The sequence below is a fragment of the Arthrobacter sp. AK01 genome, assembly GCF_021109375.1.
Classification (GTDB): Bacteria; Actinomycetota; Actinomycetes; order Actinomycetales; family Micrococcaceae; genus Arthrobacter.
The window spans coordinates 15,004-38,220 of sequence record NZ_JAJOHP010000049.1 but is presented as its reverse complement, the minus strand read 5'-3'; the positions used below and the strand labels follow the sequence as shown (position 1 = coordinate 38,220).

At 61.7% G+C, this 23,217-nt stretch carries 22 protein-coding genes; 8 read left to right on the top strand and 14 right to left on the bottom strand.

Annotated features, from left to right (window positions below):
• Positions 1-90: 90 nt before the first annotated feature.
• Positions 91-1,026: a hypothetical protein gene (locus LN996_RS16595; RefSeq protein WP_231341515.1), complete on the bottom strand. Its 936-nt coding sequence runs from the start codon at positions 1,024-1,026 to the stop codon at positions 91-93.
• 120 nt (positions 1,027-1,146) lie between these two features.
• On the bottom strand, positions 1,147-1,716 hold the full coding sequence (purN, locus tag LN996_RS16590) for a phosphoribosylglycinamide formyltransferase (RefSeq protein WP_231341514.1): 570 nt from the start codon (positions 1,714-1,716) through the stop codon (positions 1,147-1,149).
• A gap of 11 nt (positions 1,717-1,727) precedes the next feature.
• Between purN and LN996_RS16585 the strand changes: the two genes are divergently transcribed.
• Positions 1,728-2,177: a hypothetical protein gene (locus LN996_RS16585; RefSeq protein ID WP_231341513.1), complete on the top strand. Its 450-nt coding sequence runs from the start codon at positions 1,728-1,730 to the stop codon at positions 2,175-2,177.
• A gap of 40 nt (positions 2,178-2,217) precedes the next feature.
• Here LN996_RS16585 and LN996_RS16580 read toward each other — a convergent pair whose 3' ends face one another.
• On the bottom strand, positions 2,218-3,549 hold the full coding sequence (locus LN996_RS16580) for a DUF6350 family protein (protein ID WP_231341512.1): 1,332 nt from the start codon (positions 3,547-3,549) through the stop codon (positions 2,218-2,220).
• Between the two features lie 443 nt (positions 3,550-3,992).
• Between LN996_RS16580 and LN996_RS16575 the strand changes: the two genes are divergently transcribed.
• A complete protein-coding gene (locus LN996_RS16575; RefSeq protein ID WP_231341511.1) occupies positions 3,993-4,499 on the top strand; it encodes a nucleoside deaminase in 507 nt (168 codons plus the stop codon).
• 47 nt (positions 4,500-4,546) lie between these two features.
• Here LN996_RS16575 and LN996_RS16570 read toward each other — a convergent pair whose 3' ends face one another.
• From LN996_RS16570 to LN996_RS16555, 4 genes are all read right to left on the bottom strand, one after another.
• Entirely contained in the window at positions 4,547-5,584 is a 1,038-nt protein-coding gene (locus LN996_RS16570; protein WP_231341510.1) for a VOC family protein, read from the bottom strand.
• 155 nt (positions 5,585-5,739) lie between these two features.
• Positions 5,740-6,117, bottom strand: a complete 378-nt coding sequence (locus LN996_RS16565; protein ID WP_231341509.1) for a hypothetical protein — start codon at positions 6,115-6,117, stop codon at positions 5,740-5,742.
• Positions 6,114-6,518, bottom strand: a complete 405-nt coding sequence (locus tag LN996_RS16560; RefSeq protein WP_231341508.1) for a J domain-containing protein — start codon at positions 6,516-6,518, stop codon at positions 6,114-6,116. The genes LN996_RS16565 and LN996_RS16560 overlap by 4 nt, the downstream gene beginning before the upstream one ends.
• Positions 6,519-6,761: 243 nt before the next feature.
• Positions 6,762-7,184: an Hsp20/alpha crystallin family protein gene (locus tag LN996_RS16555; RefSeq protein ID WP_231341507.1), complete on the bottom strand. Its 423-nt coding sequence runs from the start codon at positions 7,182-7,184 to the stop codon at positions 6,762-6,764.
• Positions 7,185-7,326: 142 nt separating this feature from the next.
• Here LN996_RS16555 and LN996_RS16550 point away from each other — a divergent pair, with 142 nt between their 5' ends.
• Positions 7,327-7,758, top strand: a complete 432-nt coding sequence (locus tag LN996_RS16550; protein ID WP_231341506.1) for a MerR family transcriptional regulator — start codon at positions 7,327-7,329, stop codon at positions 7,756-7,758.
• 8 nt (positions 7,759-7,766) lie between these two features.
• Here the strand turns inward: LN996_RS16550 and LN996_RS16545 are convergent, their stop codons facing one another.
• The 4 genes from LN996_RS16545 to LN996_RS23810 form a co-directional block, all read right to left on the bottom strand.
• Entirely contained in the window at positions 7,767-8,705 is a 939-nt protein-coding gene (locus LN996_RS16545; protein ID WP_231341505.1) for an RES family NAD+ phosphorylase, read from the bottom strand.
• Between the two features lie 104 nt (positions 8,706-8,809).
• Positions 8,810-9,796, bottom strand: coding sequence for a sce7725 family protein (locus tag LN996_RS16540; RefSeq protein WP_231341504.1), 987 nt, complete (start codon positions 9,794-9,796; stop codon positions 8,810-8,812).
• The gene (locus LN996_RS23885) at positions 9,754-10,548 is read right to left on the bottom strand and encodes a sce7726 family protein (RefSeq protein WP_374202228.1); all 795 of its coding nucleotides are present in this window, start codon (positions 10,546-10,548) and stop codon (positions 9,754-9,756) included. Before LN996_RS23885 ends, LN996_RS16540 begins: the two co-directional genes overlap by 43 nt.
• Positions 10,549-10,911: 363 nt before the next feature.
• Complete coding sequence (locus LN996_RS23810; protein WP_231341503.1) at positions 10,912-12,648, bottom strand: FG-GAP-like repeat-containing protein; 1,737 nt, start codon at positions 12,646-12,648, stop codon at positions 10,912-10,914.
• Between the two features lie 302 nt (positions 12,649-12,950).
• Here LN996_RS23810 and LN996_RS16530 point away from each other — a divergent pair, with 302 nt between their 5' ends.
• The 4 genes from LN996_RS16530 (at position 12,951) to LN996_RS16515 (ending at position 17,265) form a co-directional block, all read left to right on the top strand.
• Positions 12,951-14,117 (top strand): glycosyltransferase family 1 protein, encoded by a 1,167-nt coding sequence (locus tag LN996_RS16530; protein WP_231341502.1) that lies wholly within the window; start codon positions 12,951-12,953, stop codon positions 14,115-14,117.
• Positions 14,114-15,499, top strand: a complete 1,386-nt coding sequence (locus LN996_RS16525) for a UDP-glucose/GDP-mannose dehydrogenase family protein (protein WP_231341501.1) — start codon at positions 14,114-14,116, stop codon at positions 15,497-15,499. Before LN996_RS16530 ends, LN996_RS16525 begins: the two co-directional genes overlap by 4 nt.
• 139 nt (positions 15,500-15,638) lie before the next feature.
• Positions 15,639-16,361: a hypothetical protein gene (locus LN996_RS16520; RefSeq protein ID WP_231341500.1), complete on the top strand. Its 723-nt coding sequence runs from the start codon at positions 15,639-15,641 to the stop codon at positions 16,359-16,361.
• A 121-nt stretch (positions 16,362-16,482) separates the two neighbouring features.
• Complete coding sequence (locus LN996_RS16515) at positions 16,483-17,265, top strand: tyrosine-protein phosphatase (RefSeq protein ID WP_231341499.1); 783 nt, start codon at positions 16,483-16,485, stop codon at positions 17,263-17,265.
• Here LN996_RS16515 and LN996_RS16510 read toward each other — a convergent pair.
• Positions 17,228-18,478, bottom strand: coding sequence for a plasmid pRiA4b ORF-3 family protein (locus tag LN996_RS16510; protein ID WP_231341498.1), 1,251 nt, complete (start codon positions 18,476-18,478; stop codon positions 17,228-17,230). The two genes, LN996_RS16515 and LN996_RS16510, sit on opposite strands and share 38 nt — an antisense overlap.
• A 104-nt stretch (positions 18,479-18,582) precedes the next feature.
• On the opposite strand from LN996_RS16510, the gene LN996_RS16505 reads away from it, so the two are divergent.
• A complete protein-coding gene (locus tag LN996_RS16505; protein WP_231341497.1) occupies positions 18,583-18,996 on the top strand; it encodes a hypothetical protein in 414 nt (137 codons plus the stop codon).
• A gap of 234 nt (positions 18,997-19,230) precedes the next feature.
• Here the strand turns inward: LN996_RS16505 and LN996_RS16500 are convergent, their stop codons facing one another.
• Together LN996_RS16500 and LN996_RS16495 are read right to left on the bottom strand one after the other, a co-directional pair.
• Complete coding sequence (locus LN996_RS16500; RefSeq protein WP_231341496.1) at positions 19,231-20,490, bottom strand: APC family permease; 1,260 nt, start codon at positions 20,488-20,490, stop codon at positions 19,231-19,233.
• A 78-nt stretch (positions 20,491-20,568) separates the two neighbouring features.
• Positions 20,569-23,121, bottom strand: coding sequence for a LuxR family transcriptional regulator (locus LN996_RS16495; protein WP_231341495.1), 2,553 nt, complete (start codon positions 23,119-23,121; stop codon positions 20,569-20,571).
• Between the last annotated feature and the right edge of the window lie 96 nt (positions 23,122-23,217).

Sequence of the window (23,217 nt, the reverse complement as noted above, 5' to 3'; positions counted from 1 at the left end):
CCCCCCCCCCCCCCCCCCCCCCCCCCCCCCCCCCCCCCCCCCCCCCCCCCCCGCCCCCCCCCCCCCCCCCCACCCCCCACCCCCGCCCACTTACTTGGGTGACCAGCCGCGTTGTTCGAGCGCCCGCCGCACCTTGGCCACGGCGGACCTCGCGTTGTTGCTCATGTGCCGCTTTGAGATCCTCACGAGGGTCCAGCCGGCTCGACTGTAATCCTCCTCCCGGGCGATGTCCCTCACGATCTGCTCCGGATCCGAGTGACCCTCACCTTCGTACTCCACGGCAACGCACTGCTCGCGATAGGCCAAATCCGGTTGACGTACGACGCCGGGACCTAGCTCCGTAGGAACATTGACTTCCGCTGTGGGTAGGCCAGCCCACTTGAGCGCCAGCCTCAGTCGCGTTTCGGGAGCCGAGTCGGACCCCACGCATGCTTGTTCCAAAGCGAGGCGGGCCTTGCGGATGCCAGGTGTCCCCCAGTGACGGTCAAGCATCTCTTCGAGCTCATCCATGGCGCAGTGGGGCGAACTCCGTCCTTCGAATTCCGGTCTGGGGATACGCAGCAAATGATCGGCCACAACGGTGATCTCGTCGATGTCCATCTTCCGCGCGCAGTCCAGCCACGTCCGAGCCCGGCTGGTGATGAGCAGGCCATTGAACGTGGTGATTTCATCCTCGAAGAACTGACCTCGATGTCCCACCACACCGCGCCGTCGAGGGATGGCCATGGCGTGGGGCCGCGAAATATGAATCCCAGGCTCGTGGCTGCCGGGCAGGAAGCCAGGAAACCCCCATAGTAGGAACGCCGTCGCGTGGGACGCCGCCGAAAATGGTGTGACCTGAGTGATCGGCCGAACCATGTCCGCGAAGGCATGTTCGGTGTCCAGACGAGGGACTCGAATGGATCGGCTCGGCGAGTCCAGATCCCGGTAACGCAGGCGCCCAACCGACACTCCGGCATCGAGTGCTTCCTGCGTTGTAAAGGATTTCGAAGTGAGGTCTGCCGGGAGCGGCCGTGGGATCTTCATCAGCCCATGCTGGCAAATGCGACGGGAGCCTGGGGCGTTATCCACAGCCTTTCGTTCCTGCCACCCAACTAGGTAACAGCAAACGCTCCACTCAGGGCTCAGTGGAACAGGTGCTGCGACTCAGTTGGGTGCGGCGGCGAGGTCTGCGAGGGTCTGGACCAACAGGCGGCGCTCCACTACCTTGATGCGCTCGTGCAGGGATTCTTCGGAGTCCTCAGGAAGGATAGCAACGGCTTCCTGGGCAATGATGGGGCCCGTGTCCACGCCGGCGTCGGCCCAGTGAACGGTGCAGCCCGTGACCTTCACGCCGTACGCGATGGCGTCGCGCACTCCGTGGGCGCCGGGGAAGGATGGGAGCAACGCGGGGTGGGTGTTGACGTACTTGCCACCGAATGCCTCAATGAAGTCGGAGCTGACGATCCTCATGAACCCGGAAGACACCACGACGTCCGGTTTGTAGGACAGGACCTTGTCGCGCAGTGCGGTGTCCCATTCAGCACGGGTTTCGAACGAGTTGAAGTTGACCACGAAGGTCTCAATGCCGGCCTCGTCGGAGCGTTCCACGCCATACGTGTCGGGGCGGTCGGCACCCACAGCGGCGATCTCGACATCCAGTTCACCCGACTTCACGGCGTCGATGACTGCCTGAAGATTGGAACCGGTACCGGAGACGAGGACAACAATGCGCATTGCACTAGCTTATGGGCGGCTCGCGTAGGCTGGAAAACATGAATCCCGACGTCGGTCCCAAGCCGAGCCAGCAACCCCGCTCAGAGGCCGAAAAGTCCGCCCTCGGCGTGACCCAAATCCTGTTCCGTGCATTCCTTTTGACGGCTCTGGGTGCGTTCTTCGTGTTCTCCCTGAACGTGAATTACGTGTGGTTGAGTGCCATCCTGACGCTCGCGGGTTTGGTGTTGGGGATTGTGGTTCTGGTGAGGACGCTGAAGTACAAGCACCCGCGGCTGATTCTCTTCGGGACCATCTCCGGCCTCATCGTTTCGGCCGTCATGTGCCTGCTCATCCTGACGTCGATGCTCTTTTTCAACCAGGTCAGCACGTACCAGGATTGCTCGCGCGGGGCGTTGACGGAATCCGCCAAAACGCAGTGCATGACGCAGCTCGAGGACTCGATGCCGGGGTCGCTTCGCTAAGCCGGCTGAGGCTCCCCAGCGCCAGCGGAAGAGGACCCGCTTAGGCGTGTTCGTCGTCGTACGCTGCTTCGTCGAGGTCCGCCTCGCGCAGCTTCTGACGGCGTTCCAGCCACGGCCCCACTGCGTAACCGATAACGACGCCGATGCCCACTTCCGCGGCCAGCCAGACTGCCGTCCACAACGGGTGGGGTCCGATTTCCGTGAGCCGGCCAATGCCGGCCGATCCGCGCGCGATCCACGCCAAGGCACCGCCCAACAGACCGGCAACTGCGCCGATGAATGCGCCCAGGAACAGGGTTGAGACGGTTGCCGTGAACCAGCGGGCTTTGATCTTGATGGAGAGCCACTCGTCGAAGTGGTTTTCGCCTTCACGCAGGAACCACCAGCCCGCCAGGATGCCCGCTACGACGGGAAGCGCGAGGGCCATGGCCCCGGCGTCGAGCTGTCCCGCGGGAAGGGCCCCAAGGACCGGGACGGCCGGGAGCGGCCCGACGGCGGTACCCAACGGACCCGCCGTCGAGCCAACGCCGAGCGAGAAGCCGGCGCCGGAGGACCAGGACAGGGCGAAAATCACGAGGTTCGGCAGGAATCCAAGCTGCGCGATGGTGAGGACGGCGCCGCCCAGCGCGCCGGCCTGGATGCCTTCGTACACGGCGATGATGTCCGTCCAATGCCACACGATGGTCACTGCCAGCAGCACTGCGGCGAGGCAAACGGCGGCCATTGCGGCGACGAATCCGGCTTTCAACGCCGAGCCGACGTATGAGCCCGCCCAGCGCGAGTGTTGGCTGGTCTTCGCAAGCCAGGCTACGGCGTCAACGCCGATCAGGCGACTCCACGAACCGGCCTCTCGTCGGGCGCCAACGATCATGCCCAGGCCGAACGAAATCAGCGGAATGGTCATGGCGAACCATAGATTGATGACCACTTCGGAGGTGCGGCACACGAACCCGGTAGCTGCACCGAAAGCCGCGTAGACAACGAATGCGCCAAAGAATGCCTGCCACAGCTGGTCTGTGTACGAGGCACGGGCGAGGCGGCGCCCGGCCCGCCAGGCGAGCAGGAACGGAATGAGCGTCAGGCCCAGCGGAATCAGGGAGAGCAAGCCCGAACCCGGCTGGGCCGCAGTACCTATATTGACCTGCGCCAGCTCCAGCGGAACACCGTGGATCAGCAGCCAAGCCTGGCCGCCCAAACGGGCCAGGGAGTCGACGTTCCGGTCCTGGAACCCATCCGTAGCCCACACCCCCACCAGAGGCAGCACCACAACGATTGCTGAAATGAAGGCTGCCTGCGCCGACTCCAAACCACCCTGTAGCCAAAGGGGCATCGGGAGGCCACGGTTTCCGGTCTGATCAGCGCGCAGTTTCATCGTGATCTATCGTGCCACGGCAGGTAGCTGACACCCCGCAGGCGCCCCTGAAATACCGCGAATTCCAGCGCTTTTTCCTGCGAGCCGCCGTAAGATGGGAGGTGTTCTCCCGGGGCACGGAGCCCTCAGCCACCCCCTCAGCTCCGCCCCACCTGCACAGACTTTGAAAGGCCCGGAAACAATCGAAGCCGGGAACTAGGAGCGGCCAATGGATAGGTGTCAAAACTCATAACAGAAAGTCGTACTAGCAGCTGGTGCAGCCGCCTTGGGATTCTCTCCATAGGCTGCACCAGCCTTCTTTTTGCTTTTGTGCCGCGCCTCCCGCCGAGGGGCGACTTCTCGGGGCTTTGAGGGGCTGTTTGCGCGGCGTCGTGAGTACCTCGACCGCGTCGGTGAGCCCCACGGCCTCTTCGTCTAATCCATACCAAGAGAGAGATTCAGAAGTGACAAACACTGAGAACCCCGGCTCTGCCGTCTCCCAACAGGACGTGGACTTCCTGCGCCTGGCCATCACGCTTTCCCACCAAGTCAAGGCTGAGGGACGGCATCCATTCGGCGCCGTGGTGGTGGACGAGCATGGCACGGTGGTGAGCTCGAAGGGAAACAATTCGATGCCGCCGGAAGGCGACCCGACCCAGCACGCCGAACTCAGGGCTGCGGCGGAAGCATTTCGGCAGCTCAGTACCGAGCAACTGGCGCGGTCAACGCTGTACACCAGCGCAGAACCATGTGCGATGTGTGCCGGTGCTGTCTACTGGACGGGCATCGGGCGAGTGGTCTACGGGCTCAGCGAAGAATCACTGCTGAGCATTACGGGAGACAATCCCGAAAACCCCACCCTGTCCCTTCCCTGCCGCGAAGTCTTCAGCCGCGGTCAGCGCAAAATCTCTGTGGTGGGCCCTCTCCTGGAGGACGAGGCTGCTGCCCCTCACAAGGATTTCTGGCAATAAGCCCGCGATTGGCTCTGCGCACGTTGAAGCCCGCTTACTGCCGAGAGTTAACCCCTCGCGAAGAAGTCCACGCCCGATACGTACTCCATGGCCTTCACGAACTCGGGATCGCCCGCCCTCGCGTAGGCTTCCTCGGCGCTGAGTTCGTCCACCCGGCAGTGGATCCACCAGAGGTTTCCCAAGGGGTCCCTGACCCGGCCCACTGTTTCTCCCCAGAACATCTCCGTCATGGTCGTCACCGCCGTGGCACCTGCTGCGAGGGCGGCCGCGAAGGTGGCCTCGCCGTCGTCGACGTAGACGCGAAGGAAAGCCGGAGTCGGCGGCCAGTCCGGGCGGGAATCGAAGGCAAGGACGTTTGAGTCGCCGATCCTCGCTTCCGCGTGGCCGATGGACCCGTCTTCCATGGGGACCCGGAACGCTTCCTGGGCGCCGAACGTGGCAGTGATGAAGTCCAGGAGCCCAGGTGTGCTGCGGGTGATGATCCAGGGCTCAACGGAACGGTAGCCAGCGGGCATGTGGCAGATGCCGTGGGCCCGTACCAGCGGGGCCATGGACTTCACCTCATCAGGGACGCGTGCGTCCGGCTGGCCGATCATGTGCCGATGGAGGGAATCGACCGCATAGTCCATCCCCGCCGCGTACTCGGGGGCCTGCCAGCGGCTGGCGGCTTCGTCGTCAGAGACGTCTTCCATGTGCGACATGATCCACCAGACGTTCCCCAGCGGGTCCAGAATCCGGGCGCCACGGTCACCCCAGGCGCTGTTGTCGAGGACCGAAACCGTGGTGGCACCCGCGGCGAGGGCGGCGTGGAAGGCGGCATCGGCGTCGTGCGTATAAAGACGGAGGTACGACGGCGTTGCGGGCCAATGCGGTCGGCTGTCGAATGCGAGGACTACTGAGTCGCCGATCCGCGCTTCCGCGTGCCCGATGGTCCCGTCCTCGCCAACGACCCGGTCGATCTCCTCAGCGCCAAACGCAGCCGTGATGAACTCGAAAAGGGCGTCGGTATCCCGCGTGATGAGCCAGGGGCTGACGCTGGAATAGCCGTTGGGGACTGTGCTGATGGTCGGGTCTGCCGCGGTCATGACTGCGTCCTCTTCGTCGGGGTTCCGTGGTGTCAGACTACGACTGATCGAGGTCAGGATCGGTCCGCAATTGTAGCTATTCCCTTGCCGAGGGGCGACATCTCAGCAGTTTGAAGCCTACTTTCCGTCGAGATCCCGCCCCTCAGCGCACCCCCTCAAAGCTGCGGGCCGTAGATGAACTCCTTGGCGTGGTTGACGGCCTTCTTGAAGGCGTCGTTGCGGAGCGTCACTTGATTTTGGTTGGATCCGGCACTGGGTTCCAGGAATGTGGTGAGCCCCGGGCGGAGCATCCAGATATCGCCGGCGGGTGGCAGGTAGAAGACGCCGAAGGACCTTTGCTCGGGATCGTCGGTCCAGATGGGGACAACAGCTACCGCCGCGCCCGTGTCCGGGTTGATCCACTGGGCCCGTGGCATGGGTTGCTCGTGGACTTCGGGGTCGAGGAACGGTGCTGTTCCTCTCCCCCAGCGCTTCTCGAATCGTTCGTAGAACGCGGGAATGATGTGGCCGTCGTACGGACGCCAAGCACTCATGAATGCCTCCTTGGTGTTCTGTGGGTTCGGGATGAAGGCTCCCATTGGGTTGGTCCGAAAGACAGGGGCGGCGTGGTTTCCTTGCTGCCTGCCGGTTCATGTCGATGGACCCGTACCTTCACCGGCGTTCCAGGCGTTCCGGGCCTTCGTGCGGGCACACCGCTCCGCCGCGCCTGGTCGTAAGCCGCCCGCTTTCCTGGGTCCGACAAAACGACGTACGCCTGCATGATGGCGTGCAGTTCCTTGAGGTCGGCCGCGGAGGTGGTGTCGCCGTCGTCGACCTTTTGATGTGTGTCCGGGTGATGGGTCCGGAGCAGCGCGCGGTAGGCGCGGGTGATGTCGCGGGCCGTCGCGTCGGGTGGCACGTGCAAAGTGGCGTAGTGGTCAGGTTGGTCGCTCACGGTTGGTTCCGGTTTCCTGCAGCGGACTTGGATGGCCCCCGGCGTGCACCGGGGGCCATCAATCGGGAGACGACGGGCGGGGGCCGCTTTCATGTGCGCTAGAAAACGCGGTGGCGTGGCGCGAAGCCTGCGCCCAACTATTCCGATGCGGCCGCCTCCGTTGTTCCCGGTCGGTGCCTGTTCCCGGTCGGCGCCCTGCCGGTTGGCCACCCCCGGGGTGAACCTCCCGACAGGGCCGACGGGTCAGGCGTTGATCTCTTGCCGTTGTCCGTTGGACGTGATCTCGATGCGCCGTGGTTTGGCCTTCTCTGCGACGGGGATACGGAGTGTCAGCACGCCCGCGTCGTAGCTGGCCTTGACGCCTTCGGTGTCCAAGGTGTCGCCCAGGATCAGTTGCCGACTGAAGACGCCTTGCGGGCGTTCGGCGGCGATCATTTCTGAGTTCTCGCCCGCTGGCGACTTCCGTTCTGCCTTGACGGTGAGGACGTTGCGCTCGACGTCGAGGTCGACGGAGTCGGGGCTCACACCGGGCAAATCAAAGGCAACGACAAACTCCTCGCCCTCCTGCCAGGCATCCATGGGCATGCCGGCAGGGCGTGCTGTTGTGCCAAAAACCTGTTGGGCGAGCCTGTCGAATTCGCGGAACGGGTCAGTGCGCATCAGCATTTTGTTCTCACTCCTCTGGTCTTGATGCTGATTCTGTTGTTGTGCCAGCTCTTCCTGATCTGTGGTGGCTGGTATAGATTTTTTATAGCACCGGAGAGAGAGTGGTGCAAGTAGGTTTTCGAAGATTTTGGGAGACGTTTGCATGCCAGGTTCAGCAGAGGAGCACGACGGCGGATTGGCCGCTTCTGGGGACGACGGCGGCTCCGCGTCCGCTGGCGAACGGGACGCCGGAGGGCTCGACGCTCAAGGTGTCTATGCCATTTCAGTTGCCGCTGAACTGGTGGGCACAGGCCAGCAGAACTTGCGCCTGTATGAGCGCAAAGGCCTGCTCACCCCCGAGAGGACCGACGGCGGAACTCGCCGTTACAGCGAACGGAACCTGGCGACTTTGCGACGAATTGGGGTGCTGCTGGATGAGGGGCTGAATCTGGCGGGAGTGAAGCTGGTGTTGGAGTTGGAAGCGGAGAACCGGGGATTGAGCGAGGACAACCATGGGCTGGCTGAGGACAATCGCCTGCTTCGGGCTGACAACAAGGGGCTGCGGAAGGATTTGAAGCGGGCTCAGCGTCGGTGACGTTAGCGCTAATTGAGGAGTTTCATCCGTAGCTCGTCTCTCACTACGACGAAGGTCTTTACTTCAGCGTCGCCTGCAACCCTGTCCGCAGTAAACAGGACTAGGTTTGTGCCACCATCTTTGAGCGTGCTCGGGTACATCACGCCATGAAGGCCCAGGTGCTTGGCATATTCACAAAGGAACTGAGTAGAAACGTAATCCCGCTGCGCGTCGGTGCTCCGGGCGGGCTTGGAGATCTCGTCGCGGAGTCGTGACAAGAATGCGCGAGCTTGAAGGTAGCTACTGACATCCCTCTCAGTTGTGAACGGGTTTATGGAGTCCACGACCGCCAAATCCAAAACGTTAAGTTCTGCTTCAACTCGAAAGGTGGCGATTGAGACGTAGCCGTTTAGGCCGACACGACATTCCGCTGCGCATGTTTCAACGTCAGATGCGATGTATAGATGCGGTATCCCGATGGGGTTGCCGCGACCACCCGGAGCTGTCGCAGCGGGTGGCATACCCATGTTGTCTAAAGCGAACGGTTGCGGGTCTGCTGTTGGACGACCCCTGAAATAGGACTTACCGACCTCCACTTTCCTGCCATTGGCTAGGATAAGCTCACCAAGGAGGTTGAGGGCATCATCCGGAAGATCATTCGGAGGAAAAAAGCGATTTACAAGCTTCAGGTGATTAACGTAGCTATCCCAAACGCCCACGTGGTCCAAGTCGCCAGGATTACTTCTTGGTCTTACCAGAACACCAGGCCTAAGCAAAGGGTGCGGCTCAACAAACACATCCTCCAGGAATGCTCGAACACGGGCTCGTTCAGTGAAGCTAAATATGTCCCAGTCACTAAGGATCCGCTCCTCTATGCTCCGACCGTCGGCCGATCCTTGGGGCGCGGCTTCGTATTTGTCGAGAAGACCAGCGAACTGATTTTCCCAGACTCGTAAATCCCACACCATACCGTCAGATGACGAAGTGTCACAGAACCCACAAACACCGTGGCTGGGGCGCACGGCTACAACGTCGATTGGGCCGGATCCCAAGAAACAAGCCCTGCAACCTTTCACAGCTCACCCAATGCGTGCTGCATCACATAAATATGGTTCTGTATTGACACCTTCTTAAGTGTTCCTAGGCCTGGGAAACTTTCATTTAGAGCATAAAATCTAAATTTGTCAATAGCGGGATTGGCAAGATTGCGCTCATCCGCAAAGCTAACCAACTTCTTGACAGCTTCAGCAAACTTTCCTGCTGTGTCGGATGCATCAAGATTCGAGTCGGACGGGAAATGCCTGATGAAAATCGGCCCATCCGACTCTTTTTGATAAGTGAGATGGAGAACAACTGCCCGCGGCAGACGACCACCGTCTTGGTAGTCATCACCTATGGTTTGGTAGTCCGAAATGCCCACGAACCCGTCATCAGCAAAGTAGAGATGGTCATCCGTATAGAGCTGTTCAGGTATGCCTACATAATCGATATTCCTGGCCTGCCTTGGAAACGGATCTCTCCATTTAACGAGCGGCGTTACTCCCCAAACCGGGGCGACTGCTTGGAAGCCGCTTAGGCTCCGATACCGACGCGTATCACTGACAGATTCAACGAAGTGTGACTCGACAATGCTCGTACTATAGAAACCGAAGACCTGAGCAGCGTCCTCGGGGAAATCCAGATGAAAGAAGGACACTTTTGGTGTGCCGACATTCAGAGCTGAAAGGTTGTGTTGCACGCTTTCAAGGTCATCAACCGCCGAGACGACGACTCCGAGGGTGACATGGTCCAGTAGGTGCGGCCGATCATTCAAGAAGGAAACCAGCTTGTGCACAGAACTGGAATCGCCGGCCAGATGCCCCACTTGCGGATTTACGATCAACGTGCAAGAAGACCCAACCCTTAGAAGGGTTTCAACGCATCGTTCCAGACCGCCGGAGTTCAGATCCCTTACTGGTTCGATCACTGGGTGCACAACGCGAGTAAGAGACTGGTCCTGTGCCATTTCCTTTATGGCTAGGAGTTCAAACTGTTTTCCTCGCAGGTAGGGATAGTACATACGTCCACGGTGCCTCTCAGCCAGCGTTCAATCCGCTCATATTGCAGGCGAGCGGGATCCAATTGAAGATAAACATACCGTAAACTCTGGCACGGAGCTCTCAACGCCAACTCGGGTTCACGGGGTTTTCGCAACCGTAGCGCATCCTCAAAGTATCTCTGGTACCTATCACGAGGTATTCTCAATGCCATCTCCAGGCAGACAGAAAAGTGCTGTGTGGCTGAGACTTGTGGAATGCTCCCAAAGTGACGCTGCAAAATATCCGTGTACTCACCCTTTCGAAGTGATTTCATCATGGCCGTCACATCTAGATCGGCGTCGTAGGTAGTCGCCAGCTTTCGAATTGAGAGGTGGTGGCGATGCGTGAGCGCGATCAGGCCAACCGATGTGTCGTCAACTGTGTCCATGTATGCCGGGACCATAGACTCGTGCACTACAACGTAGATCTTGCGAAATGCTCGCCGATAGTCAGCCAGTTGTTTGGACAATCTAGCCGGTGAGTCTAGCTCTGTCTTAATCTCGTAGGCCGTAGCTTCGCCATTGATTACGACTGTGTCCACGCATGACCCGCCAATTGTGAACTCGTTGACCACGGTCGCAGTCCGCAGGTTATGCCTGCCCAACAGGATCTTTTCCACGAGAGCGGATTTGTAGACGTGCTCGTTTCTATAGGACTTGCGAAGAATCGAGTCCAGCACGCTAATCGCTTCATGCCGGCTCACACCATTGCGGACTAGGTTGTCTTTGACCATGGCCGAGAGGATTTCCTCAGCCTGCGTTGGCGTTTGGCCCCGCATGATTTGGCGGATTGTGGCAGTGGAGAAGACCGAACTAGCTCGTCGGACCATCCGGGAGTCTGGTACGAGCACAGTCACAACCCATCCTCTCGATGTTCAAGCATGCCTCAAGTCTAGATGCCAGTTTGGGCTGGGCAGAGCGGATAACGCGCCTTGCAGTAGGAGCTTCTTAGGTGTGCTTCGATGGGCGGTCCCGGGTGAGCAATTTCTGTGAGCGCAAAGAGGGTTCAGTGCAACGGAGTGTAGCGTCGACTGTTTCGTCTAAATCGAACCATGAGCGGATTCAACAAGATGTTCGTTTGATCCCTCAGTTATCACTCAGATTAATGCCGTCATCCCGCCCCACCCAGTGCCCACGCGCTGAGCCGAGGGCCAAGCAGTTCCCCCGGCACCGGAGTACAGCCACAGCTCGCCGGCAGCGTTGCGGGCCAGGATGTCAGCCCGTCCGTCGCCGTCGAAGTCACCGGGCCCAACCAGGGAGTCCATCACATTCCACCCTTGGCCAACGGTCTGCCGCGCCAGCCAACTGCCGTATCCGTTGGGCGGGTACAGCCACAGCGCGCCGGACCCGTCGCGGGCCACCAGGTCGGTTAGGCCGTCGCCGTTGAAGTCCCCTGCGCCGGTGATCTCGGACATTCCGGTCCACCCGGACCCGGCCCACATCCGCGGCAACCAGCCACCCGTTCCGTCGCCTCGGTAAACCCAGAGAGCACCGCCGCGGTCGCGGGCCACAACGTCCGCGCGTCCGTCGCCGTGGAAGTCGATCGCTTCGATAGCGCTCATGCCCTCCCACCCCGTGCCGACGAGCCCGCGCGAAAGGAACCCGCCCGCGCCATTCCCCGGGTAGAGCCACAGCAGGCCACCGCCATCGCGGGCCAGCACATCGGATTTGCCGTCACCGTTGAAGTCACCCGGCGAGACCAGTGCCGTCATGACATTCCAACCCGGGCCAACCTGGACCCGGGACAACCAACCACCGGAGCCGTTGCCGGGGTACATCCACAGGACTCCGGAGCCGTCGCGAGCCAGAACATCGGCCGATCCGTCGCCGTTGAAGTCGTTCTTGACCGGCGCGGGAACGGTGCCGTCAATCACTGATACGGAGTCACTGCCGGTGTTGGCCACGTAGACGGTTCCGGTAGCGGGGTTCACCGCAGCGTCAACCGGATCTTGCCCCGTAAAAACGGCTGAGAAGGTGTTGTCCGCGCCATCCACTACGGCGACTCCCCTGCCGGACAGCGGTGCGTAGATTTTGTTCGACGCCGGGTTTACCACGACGTCCATAATCCTGGTGGCGGTCCTTAGCTCAGCGACCTGAGTCTGGGAAGCACCGTCAATAACCTGAATGAAACCATCGATGGAGGGGCTGTCCCCGGCCACGTAGATCTTGTTGGTGGCAGGGTTCACAGCAAGTTTGCCCACGTTGTTCGCCGAAGGAATGCTCCCGGTGACGGTATCAGTGATTCCGTCAATCACGCTCACGCCCGCACCGTACCTGCCAAGTGTTGTGAAGTAGATCTTGTTGGTCGTTTCGTTCACCGCGACGTCAAGAATGCCGCCGGCTCCGATGATGATGCTGGAGGTAACGATGCCGCCTGCGTCCACTACCCGGATGGTCCCGGAGGATTTTACGTACACCTTGCCGGTGGCCTGGTTCACCACAATGTCCTGGGCGCCCCCGGCGAGCGGCACGGACGTGGTGGTGTTCGTTGCCCCATTGATGATGGTCATCCCAGTACTCACACCGACGTAAATCTTGTTGGTAGCGGAGTTCACTGCGATGACGCCGGGCGATGACCCCACGGGAATCCACGTCACAGCACCAGAGACCCCATTAACAACAGCAACGGAGCCGCCAATCTCGCTGACGTAAATCTTGTTGGTCGCCGGGTTCACGGCAACGTCAACGGGCATGTCTCCGGAGTACAGGAGGCCCCCGTCGGACGTTCCGTTGATGACCGAAACACCCTCGAACGAGGCCACGTACGCCTTGTTGGTGACGGGATTGACCGCAATGCCGGTGGGGTTATCTCCCACTGAAACAGTATTCGTCACGACATCAGCCATGGCGGGCGAAGCAAAGGCTCCAGACAACAGCGCCAGCCCCAACCCGACGGCGACTGTACCCGCCGCTGCCCGGCGCCGTCGTCGTACGTTTACTCCCCCAAGCGCGCGCGAACCATCCCCAGCAGCAAACATGGCAAGACCCCCAGAAGTCATGACGCCCCAGCGCGTCGGATACCGGAAGTCTACGCGCGCCCTCAGACAAATCAGAGAACCACCTGTTAACCAACTCTTCCTCCACAGGCCACCATAGTGAACCCGCGCAGCCAACCGCCCCAGCCACCGTTGAAGGCGTGAGGATCGCAATCGTCGCCGAATCATTCCTGCCATTGATGAATGGGGTAACCCACTCGATACTGCGGGTGCTGGAGCATCTGCAGGAGCGCGGGGATGAGGTGATGGTGATCGCGCCGTCGACGTCGGACACTGATGTTTCGAGCGTCGAGAAGGGTGCGTATGTGCACCGGCTTCCTTCGGTGCCGCTGGCCGGTTACACGAATGTGCGGGTTGCGTTGGGTGGTGTGAATCGGGTCAAGCGAATCCTTGCCGATTTCTCCCCCGACGTCGTTCACCTCGCCTCCCCCTTCGTCCTCGGCTGGCGCGCCGTGCAGGCCGCCCATCAGCTCGGCATCCCGACTGTGGCGATCTACCAAACCGAGGTTCCCAGCTACGCCGCCCGCTATGGCGTGCCGTTCCTGGAGAACTGGGCCTGGAACCGCGTGGACAACATCCACCTCCTGGCCACCCGAACCCTTGTGCCATCCACGTTCGCGCTGAACCAGTTGCGCGGACGCGGCATCCTGCGCGTGGACATGTGGCGTCGCGGTGTGGATACCGCGCGTTTCAACCCAGCGAAACGTTCGACGGCGTGGCGCAGCTCAGTAGCGCCCGACGGTCACCGCATCATCGGCTACGTCGGCCGGCTCGCCGTCGAAAAGCAGGTTGAGGACCTCGCCGTGCTGGCTGATCTGCCGAACACCAAGCTGGTGATTGTGGGTGATGGCCCGCAACGCGCGGCCCTTGAAGCGCAGCTGCCTGACGCTGTATTTACAGGCTTCCTCGGCGGGGATGCGCTGGCGGAGGCCGTGGCGTCCTTTGACCTTTTTGTCCATCCCGGCGAGTTCGAGACCTTCTGCCAGACCATCCAGGAAGCCATGGCCTCGGGCGTTCCCGTGGTGGCGACCGGCCGCGGCGGGCCCTTGGACCTCGTCGAAAACTCGCGGACTGGCTGGCTGTACGAGCCGGGAAACCTCGCCCAGCTGCGCAGTTACGCGCAGGACCTGATCGGCGACGACGCCAAGCGCCGCGCGTTCGCAACAGCAGCAAGCGCCTCGGTCCAGGGGCGGACGTGGCCTGTGCTCAGCGCCGACCTGGTGCGCCACTACGACGAAGTCATCTCAGGTGTTCCCGAAGGAACCGGCCCCACCGAACTTACCTCAAGCAAAGGACCCTCCTCATGAAGATCTCCGTGATCGGCTGCGGCTACCTCGGCGCAGTCCATGCCGCAACGCTCGCTTCGATGGGCCACACCGTGGTGGGTATCGACGTCGATTCCTCCAAGGTTGAGCAGCTCAACAAGGCGATGGCACCGTTCCACGAACCCGGCCTGGATGAGCTCCTCAAGGACGGTCGCACCACTGGCCGCCTCGAGTTCACCACCGATTTCTCCGCCGCCGCCGATGCGCAGGTGCACTTCCTCTGCGTGGGCACCCCGCAGTCCAAGACCTCTGACACCGCGGACCTCTCCTACCTGATGGGCGCCACGAAGAGCCTCCTGCCGCACCTGGCCAAGGGCGCCGCCGTCGTGGGTAAATCGACGGTGCCGGTTGGCACGGTTGAAGCGCTCCGCGCGATCCTGGCCCGTCGTTCTGACGTGCTGCTCGGCTGGAACCCCGAGTTCCTGCGCCAGGGCACGGCCGTCAAAGATTCTCTGGTCCCCGACCGGCTGGTTTACGGCGTCCCCGGCGGCAAGGGTGCCGCTGCCGGCGCTCCGGTCACCGCTGTGCTGGATGCCGTGTACGAGCCGCTGATCTGCGCAGGCATCCCGCGCCTGGTCTGCAATTTCGCGACGGCGGAACTGATCAAGTCGGCGTCGAACGCGTTCCTGGCCACGAAGGTCAGCTTCATCAATGCAATGGCTGAGCTGTGCGATGCGTCGGGTGCCGATGTGAGCGAGCTCAGCGAGGCGATGGGCCTGGATCCGCGCATCGGCAACCGGTACCTGCACGCCGGACTCGGCTTTGGTGGCGGCTGCCTGCCCAAGGACATCCGGTCGTTCCGTGCGCAGGCACGCGAACTGTCGGTGCCGTCCGTGGATGAGTGGATGGCCCTGGTTGATTCGGTGAACCTGGACCAGCGTTCCCGGGCCGTGGTGGTTGCCCGCGAGATGTGCCGCGGCTTCCTGTCCGGCCGCACGGTGACCATCCTCGGCGCCGCGTTCAAGCCCGACACCGACGACATCCGCGACTCCCCCGCCCTGGACGTCGCCCAGCAACTCGCAGCCGCCGGCGCACACGTCACCGTCACCGACCCCAAAGCCATCAACAACGCCTGGATCCGCTACCCACAGATCCGCTTCGAAGCCTCCACCAAGCGCGCCCTCGAAGGCGCCGAACTGGTGCTGCTGCTGACGGAGTGGGATGAATACGTTTCGCTGTCGCCGTCGGTTGTCGGGTCACTCGTACGACGCCGGATGGTGCTGGACGCTCGAAACGTCCTGGACGCTGAGGCCTGGCGGAGTGCGGGGTGGACGGTCCGCGGGTTGGGGACGGGTGCGTCGGTTGTGGCTGAGGAGCGCGGGGACGCGAACCTTAGCGCTCGACGGAAGCATGCGCGGGCGTAAGCCCGTAGGTCTTGGCGTGCCGCCTGTAATGTGAGCGGCACGCTAAGTCATAGATAACTTTCCCTCCCCTTGCCATTCCGCCGAATGTTATGGTCACGGGACGCGCCATCGCATCGGCGCATCTACAAGGGGGCAATAAGTGAAAAAGGGTTCTAATCACACGGCCAAAAACCGGCATTTGCCAGGCAAGTCTTCCTGGGCTCAACGCAGGAAGACTTTGGGACTGGTTGCGATCACGTCGCTGCTGGCTATGACCACAGCCTGCGGTCAGGGGGCGACGACAAACGCCAACTCGGTGAACAGCACAACGGCAACACCTTCTGCGATACCGTCGCCTACACCCAGCAAGGTCGCTGGGACGGCCTGTAAAAGTGAGAAGGCGACTCAAACTTCTTCCGGAGAAACGTACGTATGCGTAGTTGACCGTGCTGGCAAATTAACGTGGTCGGACTCAGCCACCGCAAAGAAACTGTCCGATGATCGAGCTGCGGAAGCGGCTGCGAAGGCTGCAGCTGAAAAGGCGGCTGCGGACAAAGCAGCCGCGGATAAGGCAGCTGCTGACAAAGCTGCAGCCGATCAGGCAGCGGCGGCTCAAGCCGCGGCCGACAAGGCCGCCGCTGACAAAGCAGCTGCGGACGCCGCGGCTGCCGCGTTAGTTCCCAAAGCTGTTCCGGCTGCGCCTCAGGCACAGAGCAATTGCGATCCGAACTACACGGGTGACTGCGTGCCAATTGCGTCCGATGTTGATTGCGCGAGTGGGAAAGGTAACGGCCCAGCATATGTGAGGGGTCCTGTGACGGTCGTTGGGACCGACATCTATCAACTCGACGGCAACGGTGACGGAGTCGGCTGCGAGAAGTAGTAGCCGTTCGGGGCGACCGTGGCCGGGGAACAACGGTCGCCCCTGACGCCGCTTCCGACATCAGGGAGTTGAATGGGTGAAAGCATGCGCGGGCGTAAGCCCTCTTTGCTTTACTTGGGGCATGGAAGAGTCTGGGAGGAAGGACCGTGCCCTCCGGGTTGATGGTCTGACCAACGGCCGCGACCTCGGCGGGTTGGAACGTGCCGACGGAACCCGGACGCCGCGTGGCGTGTTTTTCCGGAGCGACAACGTGGACCGGATCAGCCCCGCCGGGTGGGAGCAAGTGTACGAGGCGGGGATTCGTACTGTTGTCGATCTTCGCCAACCGCAGGAACGTGAAGGGGACACCCAAGAACGTCCAGCCTGGCTGACAACGATCAACGTGGACCTTGACGGACTTGAGAACACGGAGTTTTGGGCCGGCTACTGGGACAACGGTTTGGTCGGCACCGCGCTGTACTTCCTGCCCCACCTCACTGAGATGCCCGAACGAGCCGGAGCTGCCATCTCCTCCATCGTCAACGCTCCGCCGGGTGGCGTCCTTTTTCATTGCATGGGTGGCCGGGACAGGACCGGCATGATCGCCATGATTCTGCTTTCGGCCGTGAACACCAGTTCCGAGCAAATCGTTGGTGACTACCTTGAAACCGTCAGGCTGGGCGACCTCCGAGCGGCCAGCAGCAACAGAAACAACGTCGAACCCTTGCTCAACGAACTCTGCGAGCGCCATGGCACCACTACCGAAGGAGCCTTCCGGACGGCTCTGGCCGGGTTCGACCTATGTAGCTTCATCGAGGCAGCTGGCCTCCCCGAGAGTGACCGCGCTGCTCTCGACACCTGGCGTGGCAGCATCCTGGAGACCGTGGTCAGTCCATGCGGCTCTGAACGTCCAAGAGGAACTTGATGCCAGAGTCGGACAGCTTCTCGTCGAGTCGACCCCAGCTGGGGCCTTCCCACAACTCGAGCCTGTGCAGGCTCCCAGTGACCTCGTAGTAGAGGTCGCTCGCCCAAGACAGGGGAATCTCACCGCCCGTTCTGGTTCTCAACCCATCTTGGTGAAGCGCGGCCTGGATCACCTGATCCCTTAGCCCGTAGGGTGGCTGGTCCCCTGATAGTTCCCAATGGATGAACAGCGGCCTTGCGATGCGCTCCGCGTCGCTGTCTGGATTCGCCAACTCATTTGCCAGGAAATCCCACAGGGCTTCGGGGTCCCCGGCCAGTCTCCGTCCTCTGGGCGTCAAGAGCAGCCTGTCCTTGAGCTTCCGCAAAAGTTTCCACTCCTGCAACTGTTCCCGAAGATTCAGGATTGGCTGCGTGCTCACCTCCACCCGTCCCGCCGAAATCCATTCATCGTCCCAGCCAAGCTCGGTCATGGCCCGCTTCACGAAGGCGGGCTTCAAGTAGCCGGCAGAGGTCAAAGGTAGGCCGTCCAGCTGGGCCTCCTTAAGGAACCACAGGATCGGACCCAGGACGGCTTCGTAGTCCGCAGCCGTCACCTCACCTGGCCAGAATCGCTGCGCCAAGCTGCGGAGCTGCCCGTTTATTGCCACTAGATCAAAGGCGGCCGGGTCGAACTTGGAGACGTGTTCCTGCGTCACGAACTCAAGCCATTCAACAGCTTCCCTGTGCTCAGGGTGCCTGCGGTTACTCACCACAGCCACCACGTTGGCGTACCCACCCACTCCCCCGGAGTCCTCAATGGGTCCCCTCATCGCTCCGTCGAGGCAGGCGATGGTGTTCTCATGCAGCTCAGCGGGACCCACAACCTCGATCTCGTGCGTCCAGCTGTCACCGAAGTCGTACTCGTAGAGGAGGTCTGAAAGACCTGGCGTCTGAGCGTCGAACAACTCCAGCAGCCGAACGGCAGCTGGGCTTTCGGCACCCTCGGGACCATCGCCGTCGTCGACGTCCATGAAGATGCGCTTCTTGCCTGACCTGTCTTGGCCGGCGACAGCGTACAAATGCGAGTTCTTCCACCCGAAGGCGCACTGGATGGCGCCGTGCAGCTCGGCAACAGTGGCACTCTCCGGAATGACGAGCTGCCGCCAGATCAGCGGCTCTGTCTCACTGATGGAAATGCGCACTTCGACGGCGGGAACGGTGGTGGGTGACTCCATATCGGCAATTCTGCCAGTGCAGGCCGAATGCCCGCGTCACAGCTGCCCAGTTCCGCGCACTACCTCTGTATACGGGGTGAACCAACCAGAACAAGGACTTGCCAGTGATCACGCACTTCTACCCAGCGGCCCTTCGCATCATCACATGCGTTGTGGCCGTGTGTTCTGCGGTGTCAGCCACCCTGCTTGGGACGGCCCCGCCTCCTGAAAGCTTGAAAGTACTCGATCCCGTAGATCTGAGGACCACCGCCGTCGTCCTGACTATGGCACTGGGTGTCGTGGCGCCGGTAACCCTACTGATTGCTGACCCGCTCAGATGCCTCCTGCTCAAAGCGGGCGTCTTTGCCGCGTCGGGGTTCGGAAACGCCATGATGCTCAGCCCGCTGCTGGTGGTGCCGTTTCAGGAAACCTCCACAATGATCGCCGTGATCTGCTCTCTGACTCTGACGATTGGAAGCATAATCACGTACATGGAGTCGGTGGAACGCAAGAACGCTCGACGGCGGGCCACCACCTAGACGCTGCCGCCCACCACTCATCTTCGCCTTTCGCGCCCCCTATTTCATGGGTGTGCAGCACCTAGTGGCCGGATCCGAACACCTAGTTCCGAAACCCGGCCATAGTCTCTTCTTGTGCCTCCGGGGCGGGAATCCCGGTGTCCGGCGGGAGCCCCACCCGCTCCTGGCGTAGGAGGCACTACGGCGCGGCCCCACCTGCCTACCCCCTGGTGGGGTCGCGCCCAGCCGCACACGTTAGCCGACCGAATGCCGCCGCAAGCGCACAAGGCGGAATACGATGCCAACGCCAAACATCAGCACACCCAGCCCGACGGACAGGGGCGGCAGCGTTGCCACAAGCAGCACGCATGCGAGCGCACCAACCACTTGCAGGGCCTTGGGGTACCGGCGGTCCTCGGCCGGCTGCGTGAACGCAGCGACGTTGGCCACCAAGTAGTAGAGCAGCACACCGAACGAGGAGAAGCTGATGGCACCGCGTAGGTCAGCCACCGCAACGATCACGCAAATGACCACCGCAAGCGTCATCTCTGCACGGTGCGGCACTTTGTACTTCGGGTGCACAGCGGCGAGTGCGTGCGGCAGGTCGTGCTCTCGCGCCATCGCCAGGCTTGTCCTGCCGAGCCCGGCTATCAGAGCCAGCAGGGCTCCCAGCGAAGCTATCGCGGCTCCGACGCGAACCACAGGAGCAGCCCACGCAAAGGTTCCCTTGTCGACGGCGGCGGCGAGCGGCGTCGTACTCTCCGCGATACCGTCGGGGCCGAGTGCCGCGAGAAGGGTGACAGCGATGACTGCGTAAATCAGGATCGTAATGCCGAGAGCGATGCCGATGGCCCTCGGAATGGTTCGGCGAGGTTCCCGGACTTCCTCGCCCATCGTTGCAATCCGCGCGTATCCGGCGAACGCGAAGAACAGCAGCCCGGCTGACTGAAGAATCCCGTACCAGCCGCGAGCCAGCAGCCCCTCCCCCATCAGGTTTCCGAAGTCCGGACCGGATCCACCCCACACGGCAGTTACTGCTATGACAAGCGCAATCAGCACAGCAACCACCAGAATCCGGGTCAGGCCCGCTGTCCGGGTTACGCCGTGGTAGTTCACAGCAGTCAAAAGTACGACGGCGGCAATCGCCACCGGGCGTTCCCAGCCTTGAGGTGCGGCATAGGCAGCGAACGTCATAGCCATCGCGGCGGCGCTGGCTGTCTTGCCGATAACGAATCCCCACCCGGCCAGGAATCCGTACCAGGGTCCAAGCCGTTCACGGCCGTAGACGTAGGAGCCACCGGATGTCGGGTAGGCGGCGGCGAGTTGAGCCGACGACGTGGCGTTGCAGAAGGCCACGAACGCCGCCACCACCATGCCCACCAGCAGCCCCGAACCTGCAGCCGCCGCGGCTGGAGTGAAGGCAGCGAAAACGCCGGCGCCAATCATGGAGCCGAGGCCAATGAGCGAGGCATCGAACGTGCCGAGCCTGCGGGCCAAGGCCGGAGAATTGCTCACAGGAACCCTTTACGCGTTGGGAAGCTGATGACGGCCCGAAAGGGCGGTGATCAGGAGATGCTTCGAGCGTATCCCGGGTCAGCGTGGTGGAAGTGAATTCCCCACGAGCATGAAGAGACTGTTGCGCGACGTTGCACCGGTTTTCCTCAGTGCGTTGGAAATGTGGTTTTCCACGGTCCTGGCGCTGATGCCCAGGTGTTCGCCAATCTCTACATTCGAGCGGTGTCCCGCCAGCACAGCCACCTCGATCTCCCTTTCAGTCAGGGGCGTAGTCCTGAAAGCGTTGAAGGACAGTTGTTCATTGGCCGACGGGAACCGGACGGCGAACATCCAAGAGGCCTGCGCAAGAGCGTCCGCCGCAACACCGTCGCCTTCCACCACGTGGCGTTTGAGGGCGCCGCGGAGCAGCATACCGATTTGGTAGGTGTCGGTATCTGGTTCGTAGTGCTTGAGGAGGAGTCCCAGCAGCTGGTGGTCTCCCTCAACTACTGCGGCGGCAATGGCCAGGAAGTTGTTGTGGACGGATATGCCGCTCTCCCTAAGGATCTTCTGCAGCAGGTCCAGTACCGGCTTGCCTGGGCACAAACAGGTGCACAGCAAAGCCGTCATCATGGCTTCGAGAACGTAGCCGCTCTTCAATTGTCGTTTGACGAGCTTGGCTGCCTTGCGGTCGAACGTTGCCGGCTGGGCGCTGCTGTGGGCGATGAGTTCGTAGGCGCCCTTACCTATACCGGGGAGGGGTCCAACGTCGTGCACGTCATCCCGTGCTTGGGCAGCTATGGAGAAAGCCGGCGAGACCACGTTGGTTGCGTGCCTTAGCCCCGCAAGCCGCAGCATGGCATCGTACAAGGAATCGACGACAAACCCCGGCCGGCCCATGGCAAAGACGCTGCTCATGAGGTACTCGGCCTCTTCGAAATTTCCTCGGTACAACAGTCCGTGGGCAGCGATGTAGCTGCTGGTGACAACGCCGAACTGATCCAGGTTCTTGCGGGCCTCGGCACGCCAATCCAGGGCGAAAACGAGTGATTCATCCACCCGGCCGGCGGCGAACATCGCGAAACCTCGGATGAAGGGGCGGAGGTGCGGGAAGGCGTCCTCGTCCCCCTCACCCTCGACTGCCTCGAGGGCAGCTTCCGGCTGCAGGCGGTATAGCTCCAGCAACCCGCACACCAGGTTTCGCATACCCCCGTGAGCATCGGCACCTGCAAGTAGGGGCTCTGTGGGTTGAACGCGACCATGGGATGCGCTGAGAAAGAGAACGGCATCTGCGACTTCCGCTTCGTACTTGGGCTGGGCCGCAGATAAGGACTGGAGAATTTCGACGGCGGCGCTTGGCCCCTGGCCGGTCTGAATAGCGAGCATCGCCTTGGTAATCGTGAGAAACAGCAGGTCTGTTGTTTCGGCGTCGGCGGTTGTTGTTTCTGCGCAGACGCGAGCGGCGCGTTCAATGTTCACGGGGGCACCCCAATACGTACGGAGGAGCGCCACCGCGTTGGCGGCTGTCTTGTTTCCTTCCCATCGCTCGAACCGCGTGCGTTCGCGGGATGCGTTGTGGTCATGGAAGTGACGGGCGGTCACTGCGTCGTCGTCGCCCTTTTCCAGCCGGAGCTCGGCGAGAAGTTGGGCGAGGCAATCAGGTGTTGAAGAGTTTTCGGTGGCCGTTTGCGGAGCGGTCTCAAGCATCCCCGCGATTTTGCTGCGCAACAGGTGTCGGTCGCGGAGCATCTCCTGCCCACGGAAATGGTCGGCGATGACCGGCGGACTGATTGCGGCGATGGAGCCGCTGTGGTGGTCGGTCATGACGGAGAGAAATCCGCGGCGCTCGAGATTCTCCAGGATCTCGGGGGTGATGACCTTCTGCAGGATGTCGATGCGCGCCGTGCCCAGTATTGCCATGATGTGGAGTGCGGTGAACTCCTCGGTGGTGACCTCAGCCAGCAGCGCTTCAAGGGTTCCCCGGAGGTGTTCATTCCAGAGGGAGCTGCCGGTCATGCGCCATTGTTTATCTCTCAGGACAAGGAGCTCACTCAGCGATGCCGTTTCGGCTATCCGTACGATGAGCCGGGGATTTCCCGCGGACTTGGTGAGGATGCGGGCCGTTGCCTCTGCATCCGCAGGTGCACCAAGCACTTGGGCGATCAACATGTGGACCTGCTCGTAGTGGAGGGGGTCCAGTTGCAGGTGAGCCTCGCGGCCTTGGTTGAGGACCGCGAGTTGGCCTTTGGAGAACGCCCACGTTTCCGGGGCGGTGGCAACCATTGGGCAGTCGGATCGCCGGCGGACGGCTTCCAGGACTGCCAGGGATTCATTGTCGACCAGATGGATGTCGTCAGCTACTATCAAGTGCTTTCCCGGCGTGGCCAGCTGGCTGGCGAACACGTCCGCGACGTCGAAGACACCACTTCGGCCCGGGCGCATGTCCAAACCCAGCCCCTTGATGGCCGAATACGGGATACTGCGGTGCGTGCGCAGACCGCTGATGAAGTGGACGGAGACACCTGTCTTCTCCAGGTTGGCAATCACGCTTTTGACGACGGCGGTCTTGCCGCTTCCGGTGGCGCCGACAACACGCACCCCTATGCCGCGTGCAACGAAATCGAGGATTCGTTGAACCTCTGAATCGAACACTCGACCTGACCTTCTATTTCCGTGGACGCCCGACATGCGGCTCACTTCGCAGGCTAGATCGAGAAATCGGGACTAGGTGGCAAAACGGCCTTGCAC